This is a genomic window from Mongoliimonas terrestris, assembly GCF_001927285.1.
In the GTDB taxonomy this organism is placed as follows: Bacteria; Pseudomonadota; Alphaproteobacteria; order Rhizobiales; family Pleomorphomonadaceae; genus Chthonobacter; species Chthonobacter terrestris.
Map to the genome: position 1 here is coordinate 318,888 of NZ_MSIG01000004.1, position 17,443 is coordinate 336,330.

16 protein-coding genes are annotated in these 17,443 nt (G+C 68.0%); 9 read left to right on the top strand and 7 right to left on the bottom strand.

The genetic code is table 11. The features are described 5' to 3' along the window. Positions 1-78 precede the first annotated feature (78 nt). Positions 79-1,593, bottom strand: coding sequence for a glycerol-3-phosphate dehydrogenase (gene glpD, locus BUQ68_RS08005; protein ID WP_075215401.1), 1,515 nt, complete (start codon positions 1,591-1,593; stop codon positions 79-81). Positions 1,594-1,882: 289 nt separating this feature from the next. Then, the gene (locus BUQ68_RS08010; RefSeq protein ID WP_075215402.1) at positions 1,883-3,082 is read right to left on the bottom strand and encodes an OpgC family protein; all 1,200 of its coding nucleotides are present in this window, start codon (positions 3,080-3,082) and stop codon (positions 1,883-1,885) included. Positions 3,083-3,300: 218 nt separating this feature from the next. Between BUQ68_RS08010 and BUQ68_RS08015 the strand changes: the two genes are divergently transcribed. Both BUQ68_RS08015 and BUQ68_RS08020 read left to right on the top strand, forming a co-directional pair. Beyond that, a complete protein-coding gene (locus BUQ68_RS08015) occupies positions 3,301-3,546 on the top strand; it encodes a hypothetical protein (protein ID WP_075215403.1) in 246 nt (81 codons plus the stop codon). 123 nt (positions 3,547-3,669) lie between these two features. Continuing rightward, on the top strand, positions 3,670-4,374 hold the full coding sequence (locus BUQ68_RS08020; protein WP_075215404.1) for a hypothetical protein: 705 nt from the start codon (positions 3,670-3,672) through the stop codon (positions 4,372-4,374). Between the two features lie 84 nt (positions 4,375-4,458). On the opposite strand, the gene BUQ68_RS08025 is transcribed toward BUQ68_RS08020, so the two are convergent. The 5 genes from BUQ68_RS08025 to BUQ68_RS08045 form a co-directional block, all read right to left on the bottom strand. Beyond that, entirely contained in the window at positions 4,459-7,647 is a 3,189-nt protein-coding gene (locus BUQ68_RS08025) for an efflux RND transporter permease subunit (protein ID WP_075215405.1), read from the bottom strand. Further along, on the bottom strand, positions 7,644-8,840 hold the full coding sequence (locus BUQ68_RS08030; protein WP_075215406.1) for an efflux RND transporter periplasmic adaptor subunit: 1,197 nt from the start codon (positions 8,838-8,840) through the stop codon (positions 7,644-7,646). The genes BUQ68_RS08025 and BUQ68_RS08030 overlap by 4 nt, the downstream gene beginning before the upstream one ends. A gap of 117 nt (positions 8,841-8,957) precedes the next feature. Further along, positions 8,958-9,617, bottom strand: a complete 660-nt coding sequence (locus BUQ68_RS08035; RefSeq protein WP_075215407.1) for a TetR/AcrR family transcriptional regulator — start codon at positions 9,615-9,617, stop codon at positions 8,958-8,960. A 314-nt stretch (positions 9,618-9,931) separates the two neighbouring features. After that, positions 9,932-10,123: a hypothetical protein gene (locus BUQ68_RS08040; protein ID WP_075215408.1), complete on the bottom strand. Its 192-nt coding sequence runs from the start codon at positions 10,121-10,123 to the stop codon at positions 9,932-9,934. A gap of 274 nt (positions 10,124-10,397) precedes the next feature. Beyond that, positions 10,398-10,922 carry a DUF1097 domain-containing protein gene (locus tag BUQ68_RS08045; protein ID WP_075215409.1) on the bottom strand — a complete coding sequence of 175 codons (525 nt, stop codon included), beginning with the start codon at positions 10,920-10,922 and terminating at the stop codon, positions 10,398-10,400. A 668-nt stretch (positions 10,923-11,590) separates the two neighbouring features. On the opposite strand from BUQ68_RS08045, the gene BUQ68_RS08050 reads away from it, so the two are divergent. The 7 genes from BUQ68_RS08050 to BUQ68_RS23640 all read left to right on the top strand — a co-directional run bounded on the left by BUQ68_RS08050 (position 11,591) and on the right by BUQ68_RS23640 (position 17,331). Beyond that, complete coding sequence (locus BUQ68_RS08050) at positions 11,591-12,922, top strand: globin-coupled sensor protein (protein ID WP_175577763.1); 1,332 nt, start codon at positions 11,591-11,593, stop codon at positions 12,920-12,922. Between the two features lie 171 nt (positions 12,923-13,093). Next, positions 13,094-14,749: an energy-dependent translational throttle protein EttA gene (gene ettA / locus BUQ68_RS08055; protein ID WP_075215411.1), complete on the top strand. Its 1,656-nt coding sequence runs from the start codon at positions 13,094-13,096 to the stop codon at positions 14,747-14,749. 105 nt (positions 14,750-14,854) lie between these two features. Then, positions 14,855-15,163, top strand: coding sequence for a hypothetical protein (locus tag BUQ68_RS08060; RefSeq protein ID WP_075215412.1), 309 nt, complete (start codon positions 14,855-14,857; stop codon positions 15,161-15,163). Beyond that, a complete protein-coding gene (locus tag BUQ68_RS08065) occupies positions 15,160-15,585 on the top strand; it encodes a type II toxin-antitoxin system VapC family toxin (protein WP_075215413.1) in 426 nt (141 codons plus the stop codon). Before BUQ68_RS08060 ends, BUQ68_RS08065 begins: the two co-directional genes overlap by 4 nt. 102 nt (positions 15,586-15,687) lie before the next feature. Then, positions 15,688-16,377 (top strand): SDR family oxidoreductase, encoded by a 690-nt coding sequence (locus BUQ68_RS08070; RefSeq protein WP_075215414.1) that lies wholly within the window; start codon positions 15,688-15,690, stop codon positions 16,375-16,377. A gap of 64 nt (positions 16,378-16,441) precedes the next feature. Then, a complete protein-coding gene (locus BUQ68_RS23635; protein WP_075215415.1) occupies positions 16,442-16,717 on the top strand; it encodes a hypothetical protein in 276 nt (91 codons plus the stop codon). A gap of 116 nt (positions 16,718-16,833) precedes the next feature. Continuing rightward, positions 16,834-17,331, top strand: a complete 498-nt coding sequence (locus tag BUQ68_RS23640) for a cytochrome b (RefSeq protein ID WP_075215416.1) — start codon at positions 16,834-16,836, stop codon at positions 17,329-17,331. Positions 17,332-17,443: the final 112 nt, after the last annotated feature.

The window sequence follows — 17,443 nt, forward strand, 5'->3', positions numbered from 1 at the left end:
GGGGATCGTTGCCCCGAAGATACATGAACTGCATGCGTTGGGCGCGGGGATCCGGGATCCGGAGCCGCGCCCGGTTCTCTACTGGGCGGCGTGCGCCGCGTGACCCGTTGCCCGTCCGGACAGGTAGCTCTCCAGGGCCTCCAGCCCGCTTCGATCAAACCTCAGACCAAGCTTCGACCGCCGCCACAGGATATCGTCGGCCGACGTCGCGAACTCGCGGTCGACCAGATAGCGCACCTCCGCCTCGCTCAACCCGGCGCCGAACGGGCGGCCGAGGTCGGCGTCGGTGCGGGCGGTGCCGAGGATGTCGCGGGCCTTCGTCCCGTAGGCGCGGGCGAGCCGCCGCACCACGGCGGGCGTCACGCCCGGATGGGATGCCTGGAGCGCGGCCACGAGCCCTTCGAACCCCTCCACCGGAAAGTCGCCGCCCGGCAGCGGAACGGAGCCGGTCCAGGGCTTGCCCTTGGCACCCAGAATGCCCTCGATCTTCTCAAGGACGCTTTCGGCGAGCCGGCGATAGGTGGTGATCTTGCCGCCGAAGATGTTGACGAGCTTGGCCTCGCTCTCGCCCCCGTCGAGCTTCAGCACATAGTCGCGGGTCGCCTCCTGGGCCTTGGAGGCGCCGTCGTCATAGAGCGGGCGCACGCCCGAATAGGTCCAGACGATGTCCTCGCGGCGGATCTCCTTGACGAAATACTCGCTCGCGGCGGCGAGGAGATAGGCCGTCTCCTCCTCGGTGATGGCCACCTTGCCAGGATCGCCCGTGTAGTCCCGGTCGGTTGTGCCGATCAGGGTGAAGTCGGTCTCGTACGGGATGGCGAAGATGATGCGCCCGTCGGCGTTCTGGAAGATGTAGGCCCGGTCGTGGTCGAACACCTTGCGCACGACGATGTGCGAGCCCTGGACGAGGCGCACGTTGCGGGTGTCGTTCCGGCCGGCCGCGGTGCGCAGCACGTCGTCCACCCACGGCCCGGCCGCGTTGACGACGAGGCGCGCCGTCACGGTGCGGATCCCCTCCGGGCTCTGGAGCGTCGCGCGCCAACCGTCCCCGGTGCGGGCGAGGCCGGTGACGCGGGTGCGGGTCAGCACGGTCGCGCCGCGGTCGGCAGCGTCGCGGGCGTTGAGGGCGACGAGGCGGCTGTCCTCTACCCAGCAGTCCGAATACTCGAACCCCCGGCGGAAGCCGCCCTTCAGCGGGGCGCCGGTGCGGTCGGTGGCGAGATTGAGGGTGCGCGTCGGCGGCAGCAGCTTGCGGCCGCCCAGGTGGTCGTAGAGGAAGAGGCCGGTGCGCAGAAGCCAGGCCGGGCGCAGGCCCTTGGCGTGCGGCAGCACGAAGCGGAGCGGCCAGATGATGTGCGGCGCCATGCGCCACAGCACCTCGCGCTCCTGCAGCGCCTCCCGCACGAGGCGGAACTCATAGTGCTCCAGGTATCGCAGCCCGCCGTGGATGAGCTTGGTCGACCACGAGGACGTGCCGGACGCCAGATCGTCCTTCTCGGCCAGCATCACCGAATAGCCCCGGCCCACCGCGTCGCGGGCGATGCCGCAGCCGTTGATGCCGCCACCGATGATGAGAACGTCCACGTCGGCCATCGCCGCCGGCCCCCTGTTGCAGTGCAGCATCTTGGTTTCTGTTGGCTGCTTGAGCGGGAGACTAAGCGAAACAAAACGAACGTCAAGCGAAACATAACTCGATTTAGGCGAAAGTCGCGTCGTCCACAGGTGGTTCTGATGGGCAGCTGAGGCTAAGCGTCTGAACCGAAAGGAAAGCCGGATCGGTCACGAACGCATGCGGCCCGCGGCGGGGGCCGCGGGCCTGGACGTCATCATCTCCGAGATGAGGTGAGGCGCCCGGCCAAGGATGGCCGGGGCGCCGGGTCCGTCAGGCGGTGCGGGCCTGACCGGCGACGGCGGTGCGATCCCGGTTCGTCCGCCATTCCCGCCAGAGCGCCGGCAGCGCGAGCGAGGCGACCGCGAGGAGGGCGATCAGGGTCTTGGTCGCTTCGTTGAAGGCGCCGTAGTGGTGGTCGAAGCCCTTCAGGAGATAGATCAGGATCACGTGGAAGACGTAGACGTGCAGCGAATGGCGGCCGATCAGGCGGAGGAAGGAGAGCGTGAAGAGCCAGTGCAGCGCCTCGCCGATCCATCGCGTCGCCGGGTGCTCCGAACGCGGTCCGGCGATCATCAGCCAGCCGACCAGGTAGGCGGCGCCGGCGAAGTTGAGGAGGAAGAGGAGGCTGAACTCGCCGCGGATCTCGGTGGCGGCGATGCGCTCCACCACGCTCTGCGGCAGCACGTCGAAGCTGCGGCCGAGGCGCCAGGCCATGAAGAACACCACGATGCCGACGGCGCACCAGAGGAGGCCGGTGGCCCGCGGGTTCATCACCTTGTCCCAGTCGATCTGGCGGGTGGTGGTGAGGGCGCCGAGCACGAGGCCGCTCATGAACACCGCCTGCCAGGCGAACACGTTGAAGTGGGCGCGGAGCGCAAGGTCCGGATCGATCATCTTCATGCCCCGGTCCACCGCGTCGGCGAGCGGCAGGTGGGCACCGAACTGCACGGCCATCCAGGAGAGGAAGGAGCCGACCGCCACCACATGCCAGCGACCGGTGACGCAGAGCCAGACCAGCGGCGGCGCCACCATCATGTAGACGATGTACTGGGGCAGGATGTCCATGTAGGTGGGCTGGTAGAGGAGGGTCGCGGTGGCGAGCACGAACGACAGGTTGTTGTCGGCGAGCTGCCAGAGCCACGGCTCCCAGAAGGTGCTGCTCTCGGCCATCAGGAGGCCGAGACCCAGGATGGCGACGAGGCAGAACAGCTCCCATCCGTAGAGTTCGCGCGCCCGGCCGCGCACCTTGGCGGCGCCGACCTCATAGCCGCGCTTCTTCATCTGGCCGGCGTAGACCATGCCGACGAGCAGGCCGGACAGGAAGACGAAGCCTTGCGCGTCCTGCACGAAGCCGAGTTCCTGGTGGTTCACCTTGACGAGCAGATAGCCGCCGGTGAACACCAGATGGTTGAGCACCATGAAGACGAGAAAGTAGCCTCTGAGGCCATCAAGCGCTTCCAGGCGACGCATGTGGTTGCCTCCATCGTTCGCCGCCCGCCCGGTCCGGTAACGAGGTTGAAGGGGCTCGGTTCCGCTTGAGGCAAAGGAAGGCGAGGAGGCTTGAAGAAGCCGCATTTCCGCCGAAATCCGCCACGGAACCGGATGCGGTCCGATGCGTTTTCAAGGCTTGGATGCGCTGCACAATCGCTGTGGCGTGAACGCGACCCAATGCTCTTTTCGAGGACACCATGATCGACACCGTCAAGGACGCGGTCGTGCCGGTGGCCATTCGCGGCGCCCTTGCTGTCGCCACACTTATGCTGTGGTGGATCGCAATGGTTGTCGTGGGAAGCCTCACGGTGCTTGCCGCCTATGCCGCCACGTCGGCCCCGGTCTTTCTGACCCTTCATCAGAGCATGGCTCTGGTGGCCCTGATCCCGATGGTCCTGTTCGGGGCGTACCGTCTCGTCGAAGGCGGCTTCCGCACCGCCTGACCGGCGTTTCGACGTCATGGCCATCGGTTCGCCCTGCGCGGTCGGCCGACAGCCGGCCGCCCGTGCCAAACGGTCGCCGATCCCGACGGGACCGTGACCGGACGACGAGACGGACCGCTTTTCATGGCTCGACCGACCGCCCCCGGGGGGCTCGCTCTCGGCGCCCTCCTTCTGGGGGCGCTCCTGCCCATCACCGGATGTACCGCCCGCTACGACTTCAGCACCGTGGAAGTGGCCCGCACCGCCATGGTCGGCCTCTCCGGCCAGGACGTGCGCATGTGCGCCGGGTTCCCGGACCGTACGTCCACCGAGGACGGGGTCACCGTGTGGAGCTACGAGCAGGAGACCAAAGGCAATGGCCTCACGGTCTCCACGCCCGTGCTGTTCGGGGCCGCCAACACGGCGGTCAACATGTCGTCCGGCGGTTCTTGCCGCGTGCAGGTCCGCTTCAAGGACGGCCGCGTCGACCGGGTGGCCTATGCGGGCGACAACGACGGGCCGCGCGGGCGAGACTCCCTCTGCACGCCGGTGATCGACGACTGCATCACCTACGCCCAACGCTTCCGCCCAGGCCGCACCGTTCCGGTTGCGGCCGACGCTGTCGCGACCGGTTCGATCCCTGAGGGTGCCGCCACGCAGCCAGCGGCGACGGCCCCACCGGCCGTTCAGCCCGCCGCCCCGTCGCCGCCCAGCGTTCCGGCAAAGCCTTCCGCTCCGGCCAAGGGTCCGGCGCCGGGAGCATCCGCGCCGGCGGCGAAGGCCCAGCCGTCCGCGCAACCCGCCGAACCGCTTGCCGGAGCGGGTCTGCGGCCGACGGCCGGGTTCTGAGCCCGTCGACCAGCCGAGACGGTCAAACGAAAACGGGGGCGTCGCCGCCCCCGTGTCTCGTGTTTCGGATGCTTTCAGCCGCGCCTATTCTGCCGCCTCCCGCATCGGGGCCGGCGGCGTCACCACGGCCGGGCGGACCGGCAGATGGGTGACGCGCGGGTCGTGCACCGCCACCGCGCCGCCGTGGACCGAGGCGGTCACCGGCTCCTCCTCCTCCGGGGCGTTCGGCCGGAAGGCCCAGGCGAAGATGCGCGCCACCAGCCGCCCGAGGTCGTCCATCAGGGTGTAGACGGTCGGGATGAAGATCAGCGACAGCACCGTGGAGACCAGAAGGCCGCCGATCACCGCGATCGCCATCGGCGCGCGGAACTCGCCGCCCTCGCCGGTGGCGAGCGCCGCCGGCACCATGCCGGCCGTCATGGCGAGCGTGGTCATGATGATCGGCCGGGCGCGCTTGCGCCCCGCGTCCACGATGGCGTCGAACTGGGGCACGCCCTTGCGCTCCTCCTCGACCGCGAAGTCGACGAGCATGATGGCGTTCTTCGTCACGATGCCCATCAGCATCAGGATGCCGATGACCACCGGCATGGACACCGCGTTCTGCGTGACGAGGAGAGCCACCACCACGCCGCCGACCGAGAGGGGCAGGGACGCCAGGATGGTGAGCGGCTGGAACACGCTGGCGAACAGCAGGATCAGCACCACCAGCACCATCATGATGCCGGCGCCCATGGCGGCCGCGAAACCGGCGAACACCTCGCCCATGATCTCCGCGTCGCCGGCCTCCTGGATCCGCACCCCCGCCGGCAGGTTCACGGCCGCCGGCAGTTCCTTGATGCGCTCCAGGCCCTGGCCGATCTCGAAGCCCGGCGCCATGTCGGAGCCGACCACCACCCGGCGTTCCCGGTTGAAGCGGTTGATGGACGACGGTCCCTGGCCGAACCGCACCTCGGCCACCGAGGCGAGCGGCACCGTGGTGCCCCGGTCGGTCGGCACGCGCAGGTTCTCGATCACCGCGAGGTCGGCCCGGTGCATGCGTTCCAGTTCCACCCGGATCGGGATCTGACGGTCGCCGACAGTGAACTTGGCGAGGCTGGAGCCCTGGGCGCCCACGGTAGCGACCGAGACGGTCTGCGAGATGGCCTCCGGCGAAACGCCGAGGTCGGCCGCCTTGTCGAGGTCGGGGATCACGCGGATCTCCGGCCGGTCGAGGGCGGCGGCGGCGGACGGGTTGGAGAACATCGGATCGCGCCGCATGTCGGATTCCAGCGCCGCCACCGCGTCGGAGAGCGCCTCGCCGTCGCGGCTCATCAGGCCGACGGAGAGTTCCCGTTCGCCGCGGTCGTTGACGTAGGACCAGCGGATGTCCGGGATGGCGGCAAAGCGCGCCGCGATCACGTCCTCCATCACCTGCTGGCTGCGTTCGCGCTCGCCCTTGCGGGTGAGGTTGATGATCACGGCGGCGCGGCGCACCTCCAGCGTGCCGGTCGGCGAGGTGCCGCCCATCACGAACACGCTCGCCACCTCCGGCAGGTCGGCGATCGTCGCCTTGATGTCGTCGGTGGTCTTCACCGTGTCGTCCAGACTGGCGCCCGGCGGCAGTTCCACCGAGGCGACGATGCGCGAGGCATCCTCCGCCGGAATGAAGCCGGTGGGCAGGAACTGCATGCTCCAGATGGAGGTGGCGAAGAGCCCGATGCCGGCCACCAGGGTGATCCAGCGGAACCGCAAGGTGCCGCGCAGGAACCCGGTGTAGCCGCGCATGATGAGCCCGTCTTTCTCCTCCGCGTGGCCGTGGTCGCGCAGGAAGTAGGCGGCCATCATCGGTGTGATGAGGCGTGCGACGAGGAGCGAGAAGAAGACCGCCACCGCCACGGTGAGGCCGAACTGCTTGAAGTACTGGCCGGCGACGCCGCCCATGAAGCTCACCGGCGCGAACACCGCCATGATGGTGAGCGTGATGGCGATGACCGCGAGGCCGATCTCGTCCGCCGCCTCGATGGCCGCCTTGTAGGGCTTCTTGCCCATGCGGATGTGGCGGACGATGTTCTCGATCTCCACGATCGCGTCGTCCACCAGGATGCCGGTGACGAGCGTGATGGCGAGAAGGCTGACGAGGTTCAGCGAGAAGCCCATCATGCTCATCGCCCAGAAGGTGGGGATGGCGGCCAGCGGCATGGCGACCGCCGCGATGATGGTGGCCCGGAAATCGCGCAGGAAGATGAACACCACGATGACGGCGAGAAGCGCACCCTCGATGAGGGTGTGCATGGCGCTTTCGTAGTTGCCGTAGGTGTAGGCGACCGAGTTGTCGATCAGGCTGAAGTCGACGTTCGGATCGGCCGCGCCGAGTTCGGCGACCTTGGCGGCGACGAGGTCCGCCACGGTGGCGTCGCTGGCGCCCTTGGCCCGATAAACCGAGAAGGACACCACCGGCTCGCCGTTGAGGCGGGCGAACGAGCGTGGCTCCTCCCAGGCGTCGCTGACGGTGCCGAGTTCATGGAGCCGCACCTCCCGGCCGCCCGGCAGGGTGATGCGGGTGTCGGCGAGATCCGCCACCGAGCGGGCACCCGCGAGCGTGCGGATGGCCTGCTCCTGGCCGCCCACCTCGCCGCGACCGCCGGAGAGGTCCACGTTGGTGGCGCGCAGCTGTTCGTTGACGGCGGCGGCGGTGATGCCGAGCGCCATCAGCCGGTCCGGATCGAGCGACACGTGGATCTCGCGTTCTACGCCGCCGATGCGCTCCACGCGCCCGACGCCCTTCAGGCCCTGGATGGCCCGCACCGCCGTGTCGTCCACGTACCAGGACAGCTCCTCCAGGGTCTTGCCCGGAGAGGCGACGCCGTAGGTGACGATCGCCTGGTTCTCCACGTCGATCCGCTGGATGATGGGCTCGTCGATGGTGCGCGGCAGGTCGCCCCGGACCTTGGCGATGGCGTCCTTCACGTCGTTGACCGCCCGGTCCGTGTCGACCTCCAGGCGGAACTCGATCGCCGTGGTGGACTGGCCGTCGGTGATGGTGGAGGTCACGTTCTTGACGCCGGTGATGCCGGCAACCGTGTCCTCGACGCGCTTGGTGATCTGCGTTTCCAGCTCGGCCGGAGCCGAGCCGTTGTCCGTGATGGTGACGGCCACCACGGGCACGTCGATGTTCGGGAAGCGGGTGATCGGCAGGCCCATGAAGGACACGTAGCCGAGCGCCATCAGGACCACGAACATCAGGATCGGGAAGACCGGATTGCGGATCGCCCAGGCGGAAATGTTCCAGTTCATCCCTTCGCCCCTTCGCTGGTCGCCACCACCGGCGTGACGAGATCGCCGTCGCGCACGAATGTCCCGGCGCGGGCGACGACGCTCTCGCCTTCCGCGACGCCGTCACGGATTTCAAGCACGCCCGTGCCGGTGAGCCCGAGGGTCACGGTCCGGGTCTCGATCTTGCCGTCCTTCACCACCTGGATGGTGGCGGTGCCGTCGTTGTCGATCAGCACGGCCGACACCGGCACCACGACGCCCGTGGATTTGGCGATCTCCACCACGCCGCGCGCGAAGGCGCCGCTGCGCAGCCCCGGATCCATCGGCAGTTCGATGCGCACCCGGCCGAGCCGGGACATCTGGTCGACCACCGGCGAGATGAGCCGGATCCGGCCCGCGACCGGCTCGGTGTAGCCCGCCGGCGTCACTCGGGTGACGAGGCCGACGGAAAGCCGGCCGAGCGCCGTCTCGGAGACCTCGGCGTCGAGCTCGATCAGGCCGTCGCGCGCGATGGTGAAGAGCGGCCCGCCGCCCGGCGACGCGATCGCGCCCACGCGCGCCTCGCGGGTGAGGACGAGGCCGGCGGCCGGGGCCTTGATGTCCGACTTGGACTGGCGAAGTTCCAGTTCCGACCGCTGGGCGCGGACGAGCGCCAGATCCGCCTCGGCGACGGCCAGGCCCTGCCGGGCGCTGTTCAGGCGGGCGGCGGCGCTGGTGGCGGCGGCCTGCCGCTGGTCCAGCACCTCGGTGCTGGTGAAGCCCTTCTCGTTGAGGGCGCGGGCGCGGGTGAGCGCGGTCGCCGCCTCGTCGGCCGCAGCCTCCGCCTCCGCGATTTGGCTGCGCGCCTGGGCGATGGCCGCCTCGGCGCGGGCGATCTGCGAGGTGTTCTGGGCGAGCTGGATTTCGATGGTGTCCGTGGCGAGGCGGGCGACCACGTCGCCGGCCGCGACCGTGTCGCCTTCGTCGACCAGCACGGATTCGATGCGCAGCCCGTCGAGGTCGACGCCGACGCGGACCTCCTCGCGGGCGATCAGCGTGCCGGTGACGACGGTCTCGGCCGCGATCTCGCGGCGGACGGCTGCGACGACCGAGATGGCGGGCGCGGCGGGTGTGGTTGCGGCGGCGGCCGGTACGGGGTCCGCGGCGGCGGCCGGCGGCGGCGCGGCGGCCAGGACCGTGGTGGTGAGAAGCGCCAGGAAGAGCGGGACGCGCATGGCGTGAGGCTTTCGATCGGATGGGACGCGGTGAGCGCCGGGTGATGCTGTTCGATGTGGCGGATCTACGGACAAGGTCACGCCTTGGACGTGGTCCGGTACGGTTCTTCTGGTTGTCTAGAGGGTGCTCCTGTCGGGCCGTGCCAGCAGCAGGCCCTCCACGAGGCGTCGGAGGTAGGGTTCGAGCCGCTCGATGTCCGTTCCGGGCTCGAGCTCGAGCCGGAGCATCAGACCGTCGCCGATGGCAAAGAGCGCCAGGGTGGCGTACTCGGGGTCGAGATCCGGGTCGATCTCGCCGGTCGCCTGGCTCTCTTTCAACGCGCCGATGAAGGTGGTGCGCACCTCCTCCTCGATCTGATGGAAGCGACTTGCGACGGAGGAGTTGCGGATGGTCTCCGAGCAGACCTCCACCATGAGTGCGCCACAGTGGCTGATCTTGCTGGACCGCAGATAGGCCATACCGACACGGGTGATCCGATCGATCAGGCTACCGCCCTCGAAGAAGCCCGACATGGTGGCCTTGGCCATCTCCCGCTGGTCTTCGGCAATCGCCTCGATGATGGCGTCCTTGGACGGGAAGTAGCGGTAGACCGCGCCGGGGCTCATGCGGGCCTCCGCGCAGATCTGGCCCATGCTGGCCCCATGGAAACCGGACCGACTGAAGCAGGTCCGGGCAGCTTCGAGGATTTGCGCGCGGCGTTCGTCCTGCAGGGTGACCGGCGGGACGACGTCGGCCGGATCATCCGCAACAGCGCGCGGTCGGGAGGCATCGGGCATGGCAGTCTCGATCCAGGAGAGGCTCCGGCGTGGAGCGAACGTTCATTCGCATATGCGCCGTGCTCTCTCCGGAGTCAAGCATCGATGCGGTGCAGCAGGGGGCTCGCAGGTCAAATATGATGTGAGCAGCGACCGAACCGCAGGCTTGGGTCTGGCGCAGAAAGCGGAGCGGATACGCGTCGAGACGTCTTATCGAGAGCCGATGGCCGGTCGGCCACGCCCCGGCGGCGCGGAGGAAAAGAGGGCATATCTCCGCTACGGCGCCCAGCACCGGGCACAAGGTCCGCCCATCCGCGAGGCGGCAGAGGCGTCGATCAGGTCGGGAGTTCCGGGGTGCCGCACTTCCAGCGGGACAGCAGCCACTTGGGATGGGTGGCCAGCCACTCCACAGCCGCGAACTGACCCTGGAGCGCGCAGGCCATCATCGGACCTTCGAACGGCATGCGCTCCTGGCGGCATTCCTCCGGCGAAGACATCAGGCAGACGGTGAGAACCAGTTCGATCATGGCAGCGCTCCTTGGCGTCGGACCGGATGTCGCGATGCACAAGAAGGGCCAACCGTCGGGGGTGTGCCGACTTAAACGGTTTTACGCGGTTTTTTCTCCATCAGGCGGGTGATGGAGAGCGCAAGAGTTTTGTGCGGCGCACAAAACTCCGATCGGGAAAAAGTCCCTCCGAAAGCCTACGATTTAGGCAGCTTCGACGCGAATTGCCTACGGCTCACGCAGGCGAGTGCCGAACCGGCCGCCAGCAGGTGCAGCGGCCGGCCGGAGGGTGGGCTCAGCCCTTGGCGAGGGCACCGGCGATCTTGCCGGAGACGTAACCGAACAGCGCGCCGATGATCATCGAGGCCGACACCGTCAGGAACGGATTGACGCCGAGGCCGCCGGCGGCCAGGGAGCCGAGGCCGTCCTGCAGGTCGACGCCGCGATGGATGCAGTAGGCGGCGGTGCAGGCGTACCCGTAGACCGCCGACGGGATCTGGCCGAGCAGCGGAACCTGGGCGGCCGCGATCATGATGGCCACGGTGACGCCCACCCAGATCGCCGCCGTCATGGCGAGGTCGCCGATCGCCACGTTGGTGATCAGCAGGAAGGCGATCGTCGCCATCAGCGCGCCCCAGATGTGGGCCGGGATGTTGCTCTTCAGCGCGCCTTCGCCGCCACCGGAGTGGAAGAAGGCGGCCCAGGCCACGAAGGCCGCCCAGATCAACAGGCCGAACGGGCCGAGCGGGCTGAGGAACAGATAAGTCGCCACGGCGCCCAGAGCACCGATGACCACCGCCAGAGCAAGCACAAGATTCATGATTTTTCCTCCCTCAAGATGCCACGGGAGGTTGATGCCCGGCCGGCGCCGACAGCTGCGGGCCGATGCTCCGCAGTCCACGGTGGCGCCGAGACCCCCCGGTCTTTACCCTTCGAAACCGACCCGTGACGCCGTGACTATGGAGAAGACTTTCTATGCTGTCACCGCTGCAAGGTGCGGCATGATGGCATTCGAGACGATTTTTATCCGTATTTGAACCCCCGTGACTAGGGTGACCACGAACGGCAACTTTATCGCATTGCGACAAAACTTAGCCAGAACAGATGATGTCCTGGTCGCGTGGAAGATTGCATCGCAACAGGACTTGCCGCCCATTGTGGGAATGGTTACGGGAGAAAGCTGTTTATTGCGGGCCGTCTGGGCACCGATTCCGCCAGACACGAGCTTGAGCGCGGCAGGTTCCGTTGTCTGCGCCGCTGTGCTGCGGTGCAATTCACGCGCGAATATTTTCAGCCGGTTTTAGGCTCTCACCCTCTGCACCACGGGCCGGAAAATAGCGCGGGTGGAAGGCACGCTTTACGTATGTAATTTCGGGCATAAAAATTACATTTCTGAATGCCGCGGCGCTGTCATTTGAAGGGCTCGTTAACGCAGCCCGTCCCAAGATCCGCCCATATCGAACCGTCAGCGCGCGGATGGGGTGGAGCATGGAAGAGACGGATTTCTCGGCCTATCCGGCCGCCTACGGGCTGACCGCCGAGGCGCGTGCGGATGTCGTGGCCGCCTGGCAGTTGGTGAAGCCGGATCTGCCGCGCATCCTCAAGGGCTTCTATGACAAGTGGCTGCAGGTGCCGCGGCTCGCCCCCATGATCGAGGGTCGCCGCGACCACCTGATGGCGGCGCAGATGCGCCACTGGGAGCATCTGTTCTCGGCCCGCTTCGACGCCGCCTACCGGGACAGCGTCCGCAAAGTCGGCGCCGCGCACGTGCGGATGGGCCTGGAGCCGCACTGGTACATTGCCGGCTACAACGAGGTGCTCTGCGAACTGACGCTCGTGCTCGGCCGGAAGACGCGATGGAACGGCCCGATCGCCGCCCGCCGCACCGCCGCGGTGACCCGGGCGCTGATGCTCGACATGGATATCGCGATCTCGGTCTACCAGGACGCGCTGATCACCCAGGTCCGCAATCGTCAGGTGCGGGTCGATGCCGCCGTCAAGACCTTCAACGCCAGCGCTCACGCCATGGCGGCCTCCCTCGGCGAGGCGAGCCGCCGCCTGGAGGAGACCGCCGTGCGGATGAGCCGGCAGGCGGCCTCCACCACCGAGCAGGTGGCCGGAATGACCCGGCTGCAGCAGGAGACCGCCCGGGGGATCACCACCTCCGCCTCGGCCACGGAGGAACTGCACGCCTCCATCGGGGAGATCGGCCGTCAGGCCGAGACCAGCCGCGCGGTCGCCGACGACGCCGTGGCGGGCGCCCGCCGCACGCACGAATCCGTCACCCGGCTCACCGCCGCCGCCGAGCGGATCGGCTCGGTGATCCAGCTCATCTCCGAGATCGCTGACCAGACCAACCTCCTTGCCCTCAACGCCACCATCGAGGCGGCCAGGGCCGGGGAGGCGGGGCGGGGCTTCGCGGTGGTCGCCGCCGAGGTGAAGACGCTCGCATCCCAGACCACCCGCGCCACCTCCGACATCACCAGCCAGATCTCCGCCATCCAGGAGGCGACCCGCCAGTCCGTGGGCGACATCGCCGCCATCTCGCGCACCATCGACGACATCCAGACCATCGGCGCCGCCATTGCCGCCGCCGTGGAGGAGCAGGGCGCCGCCACCCGCGAGATCGCCACCAGCGTCCAGGCCGCTGCCCGCAACACCGACCACGTGTCGTCGACGCTCGCCAAGGTCAGCACCGGCTCTGACGACACGGTCCTCGCCGCCACCACCGTCACCGCCCTCTCCGCCGACCTCTCCGCGCACGCCCGCACCCTGGAGGACAGCCTGAAAGCCTTCGTCGCCGAACTCGCCGCGGCGTGATCCGAAGGCCGGGGCGTCACCCCATCCCCACTGTCCGGACGGTGCTTGGCGGCGGTCGCACCGGACGCCGCCGGCGTGGCTGCGCAGCCTTTTCCCTTTCATCGAGCCCGCGCGCGGGATAGAAAGCCCGCCACACCTTTCCCCTGATCAGACCCGGCCGACGGACCCACCATGGCGCGCGAATTCATCTACTACATGCACGGCCTCACCAAGTCCTACGGTGGTGGCAAGAAGGTGCTCGACACCATCCACCTGCAGTTCTACCCGGACGCCAAGATCGGCGTGCTCGGCCCGAACGGCTCGGGCAAGTCGACGCTGCTGCGCATCATGGCCGGGATGGACAAGGAGTTCACCGGCGAGGCCTGGCTCGCCAAGGGCGCGACGGTGGGCTACCTGCCGCAGGAGCCGCAGCTCGATCCGTCAAAGAACGTCCTCGACAACGTCATGCTCGGCGTCGCCAAGGACAAGGCGCTGATCGACCAGTACAATGAGCTGATGATGGACTACTCGGACGAGAACGCCGAGAAGGCCGCCAAGCTGCAGGACATCATCGACTCCAAGAACCTCTGGGACCTGGACAGCAAGGTCGAGATGGCCATGGACGCCCTCCGCTGCCCGCCGGGCGACGCGGACGTCAACCTGCTCTCCGGCGGCGAGAAGCGCCGGGTGGCGCTCTGCAAGCTGCTCCTGGAGGCGCCCGACCTCATCCTCCTCGACGAGCCGACCAACCATCTGGACGCGGAATCGGTCGCCTGGCTGGAGAAGCATCTGCGCGAGTTTCCCGGCGCCGTGCTGATCATCACCCACGATCGCTACTTCCTCGACAACGTCACCGGCTGGATCCTCGAGCTCGACCGCGGCCGCGGGATTCCCTACGAGGGCAACTACTCGGCCTATCTGGAGAAGAAGGCCAAGCGCCTCGCCCAGGAGGGCCGCGAGGAGGCCGCCCGCCAGCGGGCGCTGGAGCGCGAGCGCGAGTGGATCGGGGCGAGCCCCAAGGCCCGGCAGGCCAAGTCCAAGGCGCGCATCAAGTCCTACGACGAGCTTCTGAAGCGCAACGAGGAGCGCCAGACCCTCGGCACCGCGCAGATCATCGTGCCGCCCGGTCCGCGTCTCGGCGACGTGGTGCTGGAGGTGGAGCACCTCTCCAAGGGCTATGGCGACCGGCTCCTCATCGACGATCTCTCGTTCAAGCTGCCGCCCGGCGGCATCGTCGGCATCATCGGGCCGAACGGCGCGGGCAAGACCACGCTCTTCCGCATGATCACCGGCCAGGAGACGCCCGACGCCGGCGCCTTCCGCCTCGGCGAGACGGTGCAGCTCGGCTACGTGGACCAGAGCCGCGACTCGCTCGACCCGAACAAGACCGTGTGGGAGGAGATCTCCGGCGGGCTCGACGTCATCACCCTCGGCAAGAAGGACGTGAACAGCCGGGCCTATTGCTCGTCGTTCAACTTCAAGGGCGGCGACCAGCAGCAGAAGGTGGGCTCGCTCTCCGGCGGCCAGCGCAACCGGGTGCATCTGGCCAAGATGCTGAAGTCGGGCGCCAACGTCCTCCTCCTCGACGAGCCGACCAACGACCTCGACACGGAAACGCTGTCGGCCCTGGAGGACGCGCTGGAGGATTTCGCCGGCTGCGCCGTGGTCATCAGCCATGATCGCATGTTCCTCGACCGCCTCGCGACCCATATCCTCGCCTTCGAGGGCGACAGCCACGTGGAATGGTTCGAAGGCAACTTCGAGTCCTACGAGGAGGACAAGAAGCGCCGCCTCGGCGCCGACGCGGTGAACCCGCGCCGGATCAAGTACAAGCCGCTGACGCGGTGAGGGGAGGGGCCGTGGGCCTGCTCCCGTGTTAAAGTGAAAAATTGCCTCTCGATCTTGCATCGAGAGGCAGGCGCTGACACCAGGATCTGTCTTGGGAGATCATCGATGGCAGAAGCCTCAGAAAGCTTGAAGGCGCGTTCCGGCAGCGAACCGGATAAGCCGGGGCTGGTCCGCTTCGAGGTCTTTGCACGCCCCGAGGATCGCGATCTGCTGCGGCGACTTGCGGAGCGATTGGCCACGCCGGGCGCGGACGACCTGCGGTCGGCAATCACGCGCCAGGTCGCTGATCAAGCGCCGGATGAGCAACCCTTTGAACGCGGCGGCATCGTTCGCGCCATGCGGGCCTCTCCACTGGTAGGGTCCGGCCTCGACCTTGTCCGGGATCGTCATCCGGGGCGGTTGTCCGACCTTTGACCAAGTATCTGCTCGACACGAACATCATCAGTGAACTGGTGAAGCCGGCGCCGGCGCCGCGAGTGCTGCTTTGGCTCGAGCAATGCCCAGACGCGGATCTTTACCTGTCCACCCTGACGGTCGGCGAAATCCGGCAGGGCATCCTACGGCTCAGCGACGGGGCGCGCAGGCGGCGTCTGGAAGCCTGGTTCACGGGGCCGACGGGACCGGCCCAGCTCTTTGCGGGACGGATCCTGCCGTTTGGTATTGCGGAAGCACTGTGCTGGGCCGAACTCCGGGCGATCGGATACCGTGATGGCCGGCCGCGTGACGCCTTGGACACCATCATCGCCGCCACCGCGAAGGTGCACGGGTGCGTGGTGGTGACACTGAACGGCCGCGACTTCCCTGATGTCGAAGTCCTGGATCCAAATGCGGCGTGATCCCCAGAAGGTGCTGTTGCGCTTTCCACGCCTCTTCATCGTGGCGGTCGCGCGCTGACACCCGCGCTGCACCGCCCCCACCGCTGCTTGGCAGGAGACCGCATGCCCGCCATGATCGTCACCGGAGCCGCGCGCGGCATCGGCCTCGAACTCGTCCGGCGCGCGGTCGCCGACGGGCGTCGGGTGATCGCCACCCACCGGCCGGGGCCGCCGTCGCAGGCGCTTGACGACCTTGCTGCGGCGCATCCGGCGAAGCTCCGCCTGATGGCGCTCGACGTGGGCGATCCGGCCGACGTGGAGGGGTTCGGTGCCCGGGTCGGCGAGCCTGTGGACGCGCTCGTCAACAACGCCGGCGTGCTCCTGGAGCGCAACGCCGACACGCTCGCCCAGACCATGACCTGGGCGGCATTCGAGACCTCGTTCCGGATCAATGCCATCGCGCCCTTGTTCGTCGCAAGATCGGTGCTGCCGCTGATGACGGCGCCGGCCCGGATCCTGACGATCTCCAGCTTCATGGGCTCCCTCTCCTACGCCAAATCGGACACCACCGCCTACCGGGCGTCGAAGGCGGCCGTGAACAAGGCCATGCAGGCGCTCGCCACGGATTTAGCCCCGCGCGGCATCGCCGTCGCGGTCATCCATCCGGGCTGGGTGCGCACCGACATGGGCGGCGCGGGCGCCGATCTGTCGGTTGAGGAAAGCGCCGCCGGCGTTCTCGCCGTTCTCGACAGGCTGGACCTTTCCGGCACGGGGCGGTTCTATCGGGTGGACGGCACCGAGGCCCCCTGGTGATCGTTCGGCGCGTCCCTCGGTCCAGCAGGCCTGTTTTTCGCTCCTCCTTCAGGACTTCACGCCCATGACCGCCGACCCCGTCCGCCTTGCCCTTTCCCGCGACGAGGCGCTCGTCCTCCACGAATGGCTCGCCCGCGTGGTGGACGAGGAGAACGGCGAGGAGATCGCCCACACGGTGGAAAGCGACGCCGAGATCTGGGCGCTGGAGGCGCTCCGCATCCTTCTGGAGCAAGCCTTGCCGGAGGCCTTCGCCGAGACCAGCGAAAAGGCCCTGAAGGCCGCCGCCAAGCGGATCGTGACGGCCAACGGCCCCTGGGCGGCGGCGGACGACAAGGGCTGAAACGGCCACGGCCAAGGTCCGGTTACGCACGGATACACTTGCGCGACATGCCGGCATACATTTGCGACAGCACAGGCCCACAGTCGGCCCCGTTGTTCCACGGGGGATCCGCTTCCATGTCACGCACCCATCCGGCCGGCTATTCCGCCGCGCAGATCGCCCTCCACTGGGCGATCGCGGCACTCATCGCCTTCCAGCTCATTTTCGCCGAAGCCATGGAGGAGATGGTCGAAGCCGCCGAGGCCGGCCATCCACTCACCGGCACCGCATCCCTGATGGGCGACCTCCACATCGTCGCCGGCGTCACCGTGCTCATCCTCGCGGCGATACGGCTCTTCCTGAAGCTGACGCGTGGGACGCCGGAACCCAATGGATTCTCCTGGGCGGCCGTCCGCCTCGCGGAAGGCGTGCACTGGCTCTTCTACGCGCTGATGGTCGCCGCGCCGGTCAGCGGTCTTGTCGCCTACTACGTCAGCGAAGCTGCCGCCGGGCCGCACAAGCTGATGAAGCCGGTCTTCATCGTGCTCATCCTGCTCCACGTGGTCGGCGCCCTCTGGCACCAGATGGTCGCCCGCGATGCCACCATGCGCCGGATGATTGCGCCCTCGCCCTGAGATCGGAGCCGCGACGGATCGTGCGGCAGGAGTGGTTTCGGCTTTTCCGGCAAGGATCCGTCGCCTATCATCCGGGCGAACAGCGTCGGCATCCGTCGGGTGCGGACGATCG

What these genes read in the sequence shown, in the direction of transcription:
- glpD (WP_075215401.1), bottom strand. Translation starts at nt 1,593, where the DNA reads ATGGCCGACGTGGACGTTCTCATCATCGGTGGCGGCATCAACGGCTGC.
- BUQ68_RS08010 (WP_075215402.1), bottom strand. Translation starts at nt 3,082, where the DNA reads ATGCGTCGCCTGGAAGCGCTTGATGGCCTCAGAGGCTACTTTCTCGTC.
- BUQ68_RS08015 (WP_075215403.1), top strand. Translation starts at nt 3,301, where the DNA reads ATGATCGACACCGTCAAGGACGCGGTCGTGCCGGTGGCCATTCGCGGC.
- BUQ68_RS08020 (WP_075215404.1), top strand. Translation starts at nt 3,670, where the DNA reads ATGGCTCGACCGACCGCCCCCGGGGGGCTCGCTCTCGGCGCCCTCCTT.
- BUQ68_RS08025 (WP_075215405.1), bottom strand. Translation starts at nt 7,647, where the DNA reads ATGAACTGGAACATTTCCGCCTGGGCGATCCGCAATCCGGTCTTCCCG.
- BUQ68_RS08030 (WP_075215406.1), bottom strand. Translation starts at nt 8,840, where the DNA reads ATGCGCGTCCCGCTCTTCCTGGCGCTTCTCACCACCACGGTCCTGGCC.
- BUQ68_RS08035 (WP_075215407.1), bottom strand. Translation starts at nt 9,617, where the DNA reads ATGCCCGATGCCTCCCGACCGCGCGCTGTTGCGGATGATCCGGCCGAC.
- BUQ68_RS08040 (WP_075215408.1), bottom strand. Translation starts at nt 10,123, where the DNA reads ATGATCGAACTGGTTCTCACCGTCTGCCTGATGTCTTCGCCGGAGGAA.
- BUQ68_RS08045 (WP_075215409.1), bottom strand. Translation starts at nt 10,922, where the DNA reads ATGAATCTTGTGCTTGCTCTGGCGGTGGTCATCGGTGCTCTGGGCGCC.
- BUQ68_RS08050 (WP_175577763.1), top strand. Translation starts at nt 11,591, where the DNA reads ATGGAAGAGACGGATTTCTCGGCCTATCCGGCCGCCTACGGGCTGACC.
- ettA (WP_075215411.1), top strand. Translation starts at nt 13,094, where the DNA reads ATGGCGCGCGAATTCATCTACTACATGCACGGCCTCACCAAGTCCTAC.
- BUQ68_RS08060 (WP_075215412.1), top strand. Translation starts at nt 14,855, where the DNA reads ATGGCAGAAGCCTCAGAAAGCTTGAAGGCGCGTTCCGGCAGCGAACCG.
- BUQ68_RS08070 (WP_075215414.1), top strand. Translation starts at nt 15,688, where the DNA reads ATGCCCGCCATGATCGTCACCGGAGCCGCGCGCGGCATCGGCCTCGAA.
- BUQ68_RS23635 (WP_075215415.1), top strand. Translation starts at nt 16,442, where the DNA reads ATGACCGCCGACCCCGTCCGCCTTGCCCTTTCCCGCGACGAGGCGCTC.
- BUQ68_RS23640 (WP_075215416.1), top strand. Translation starts at nt 16,834, where the DNA reads ATGTCACGCACCCATCCGGCCGGCTATTCCGCCGCGCAGATCGCCCTC.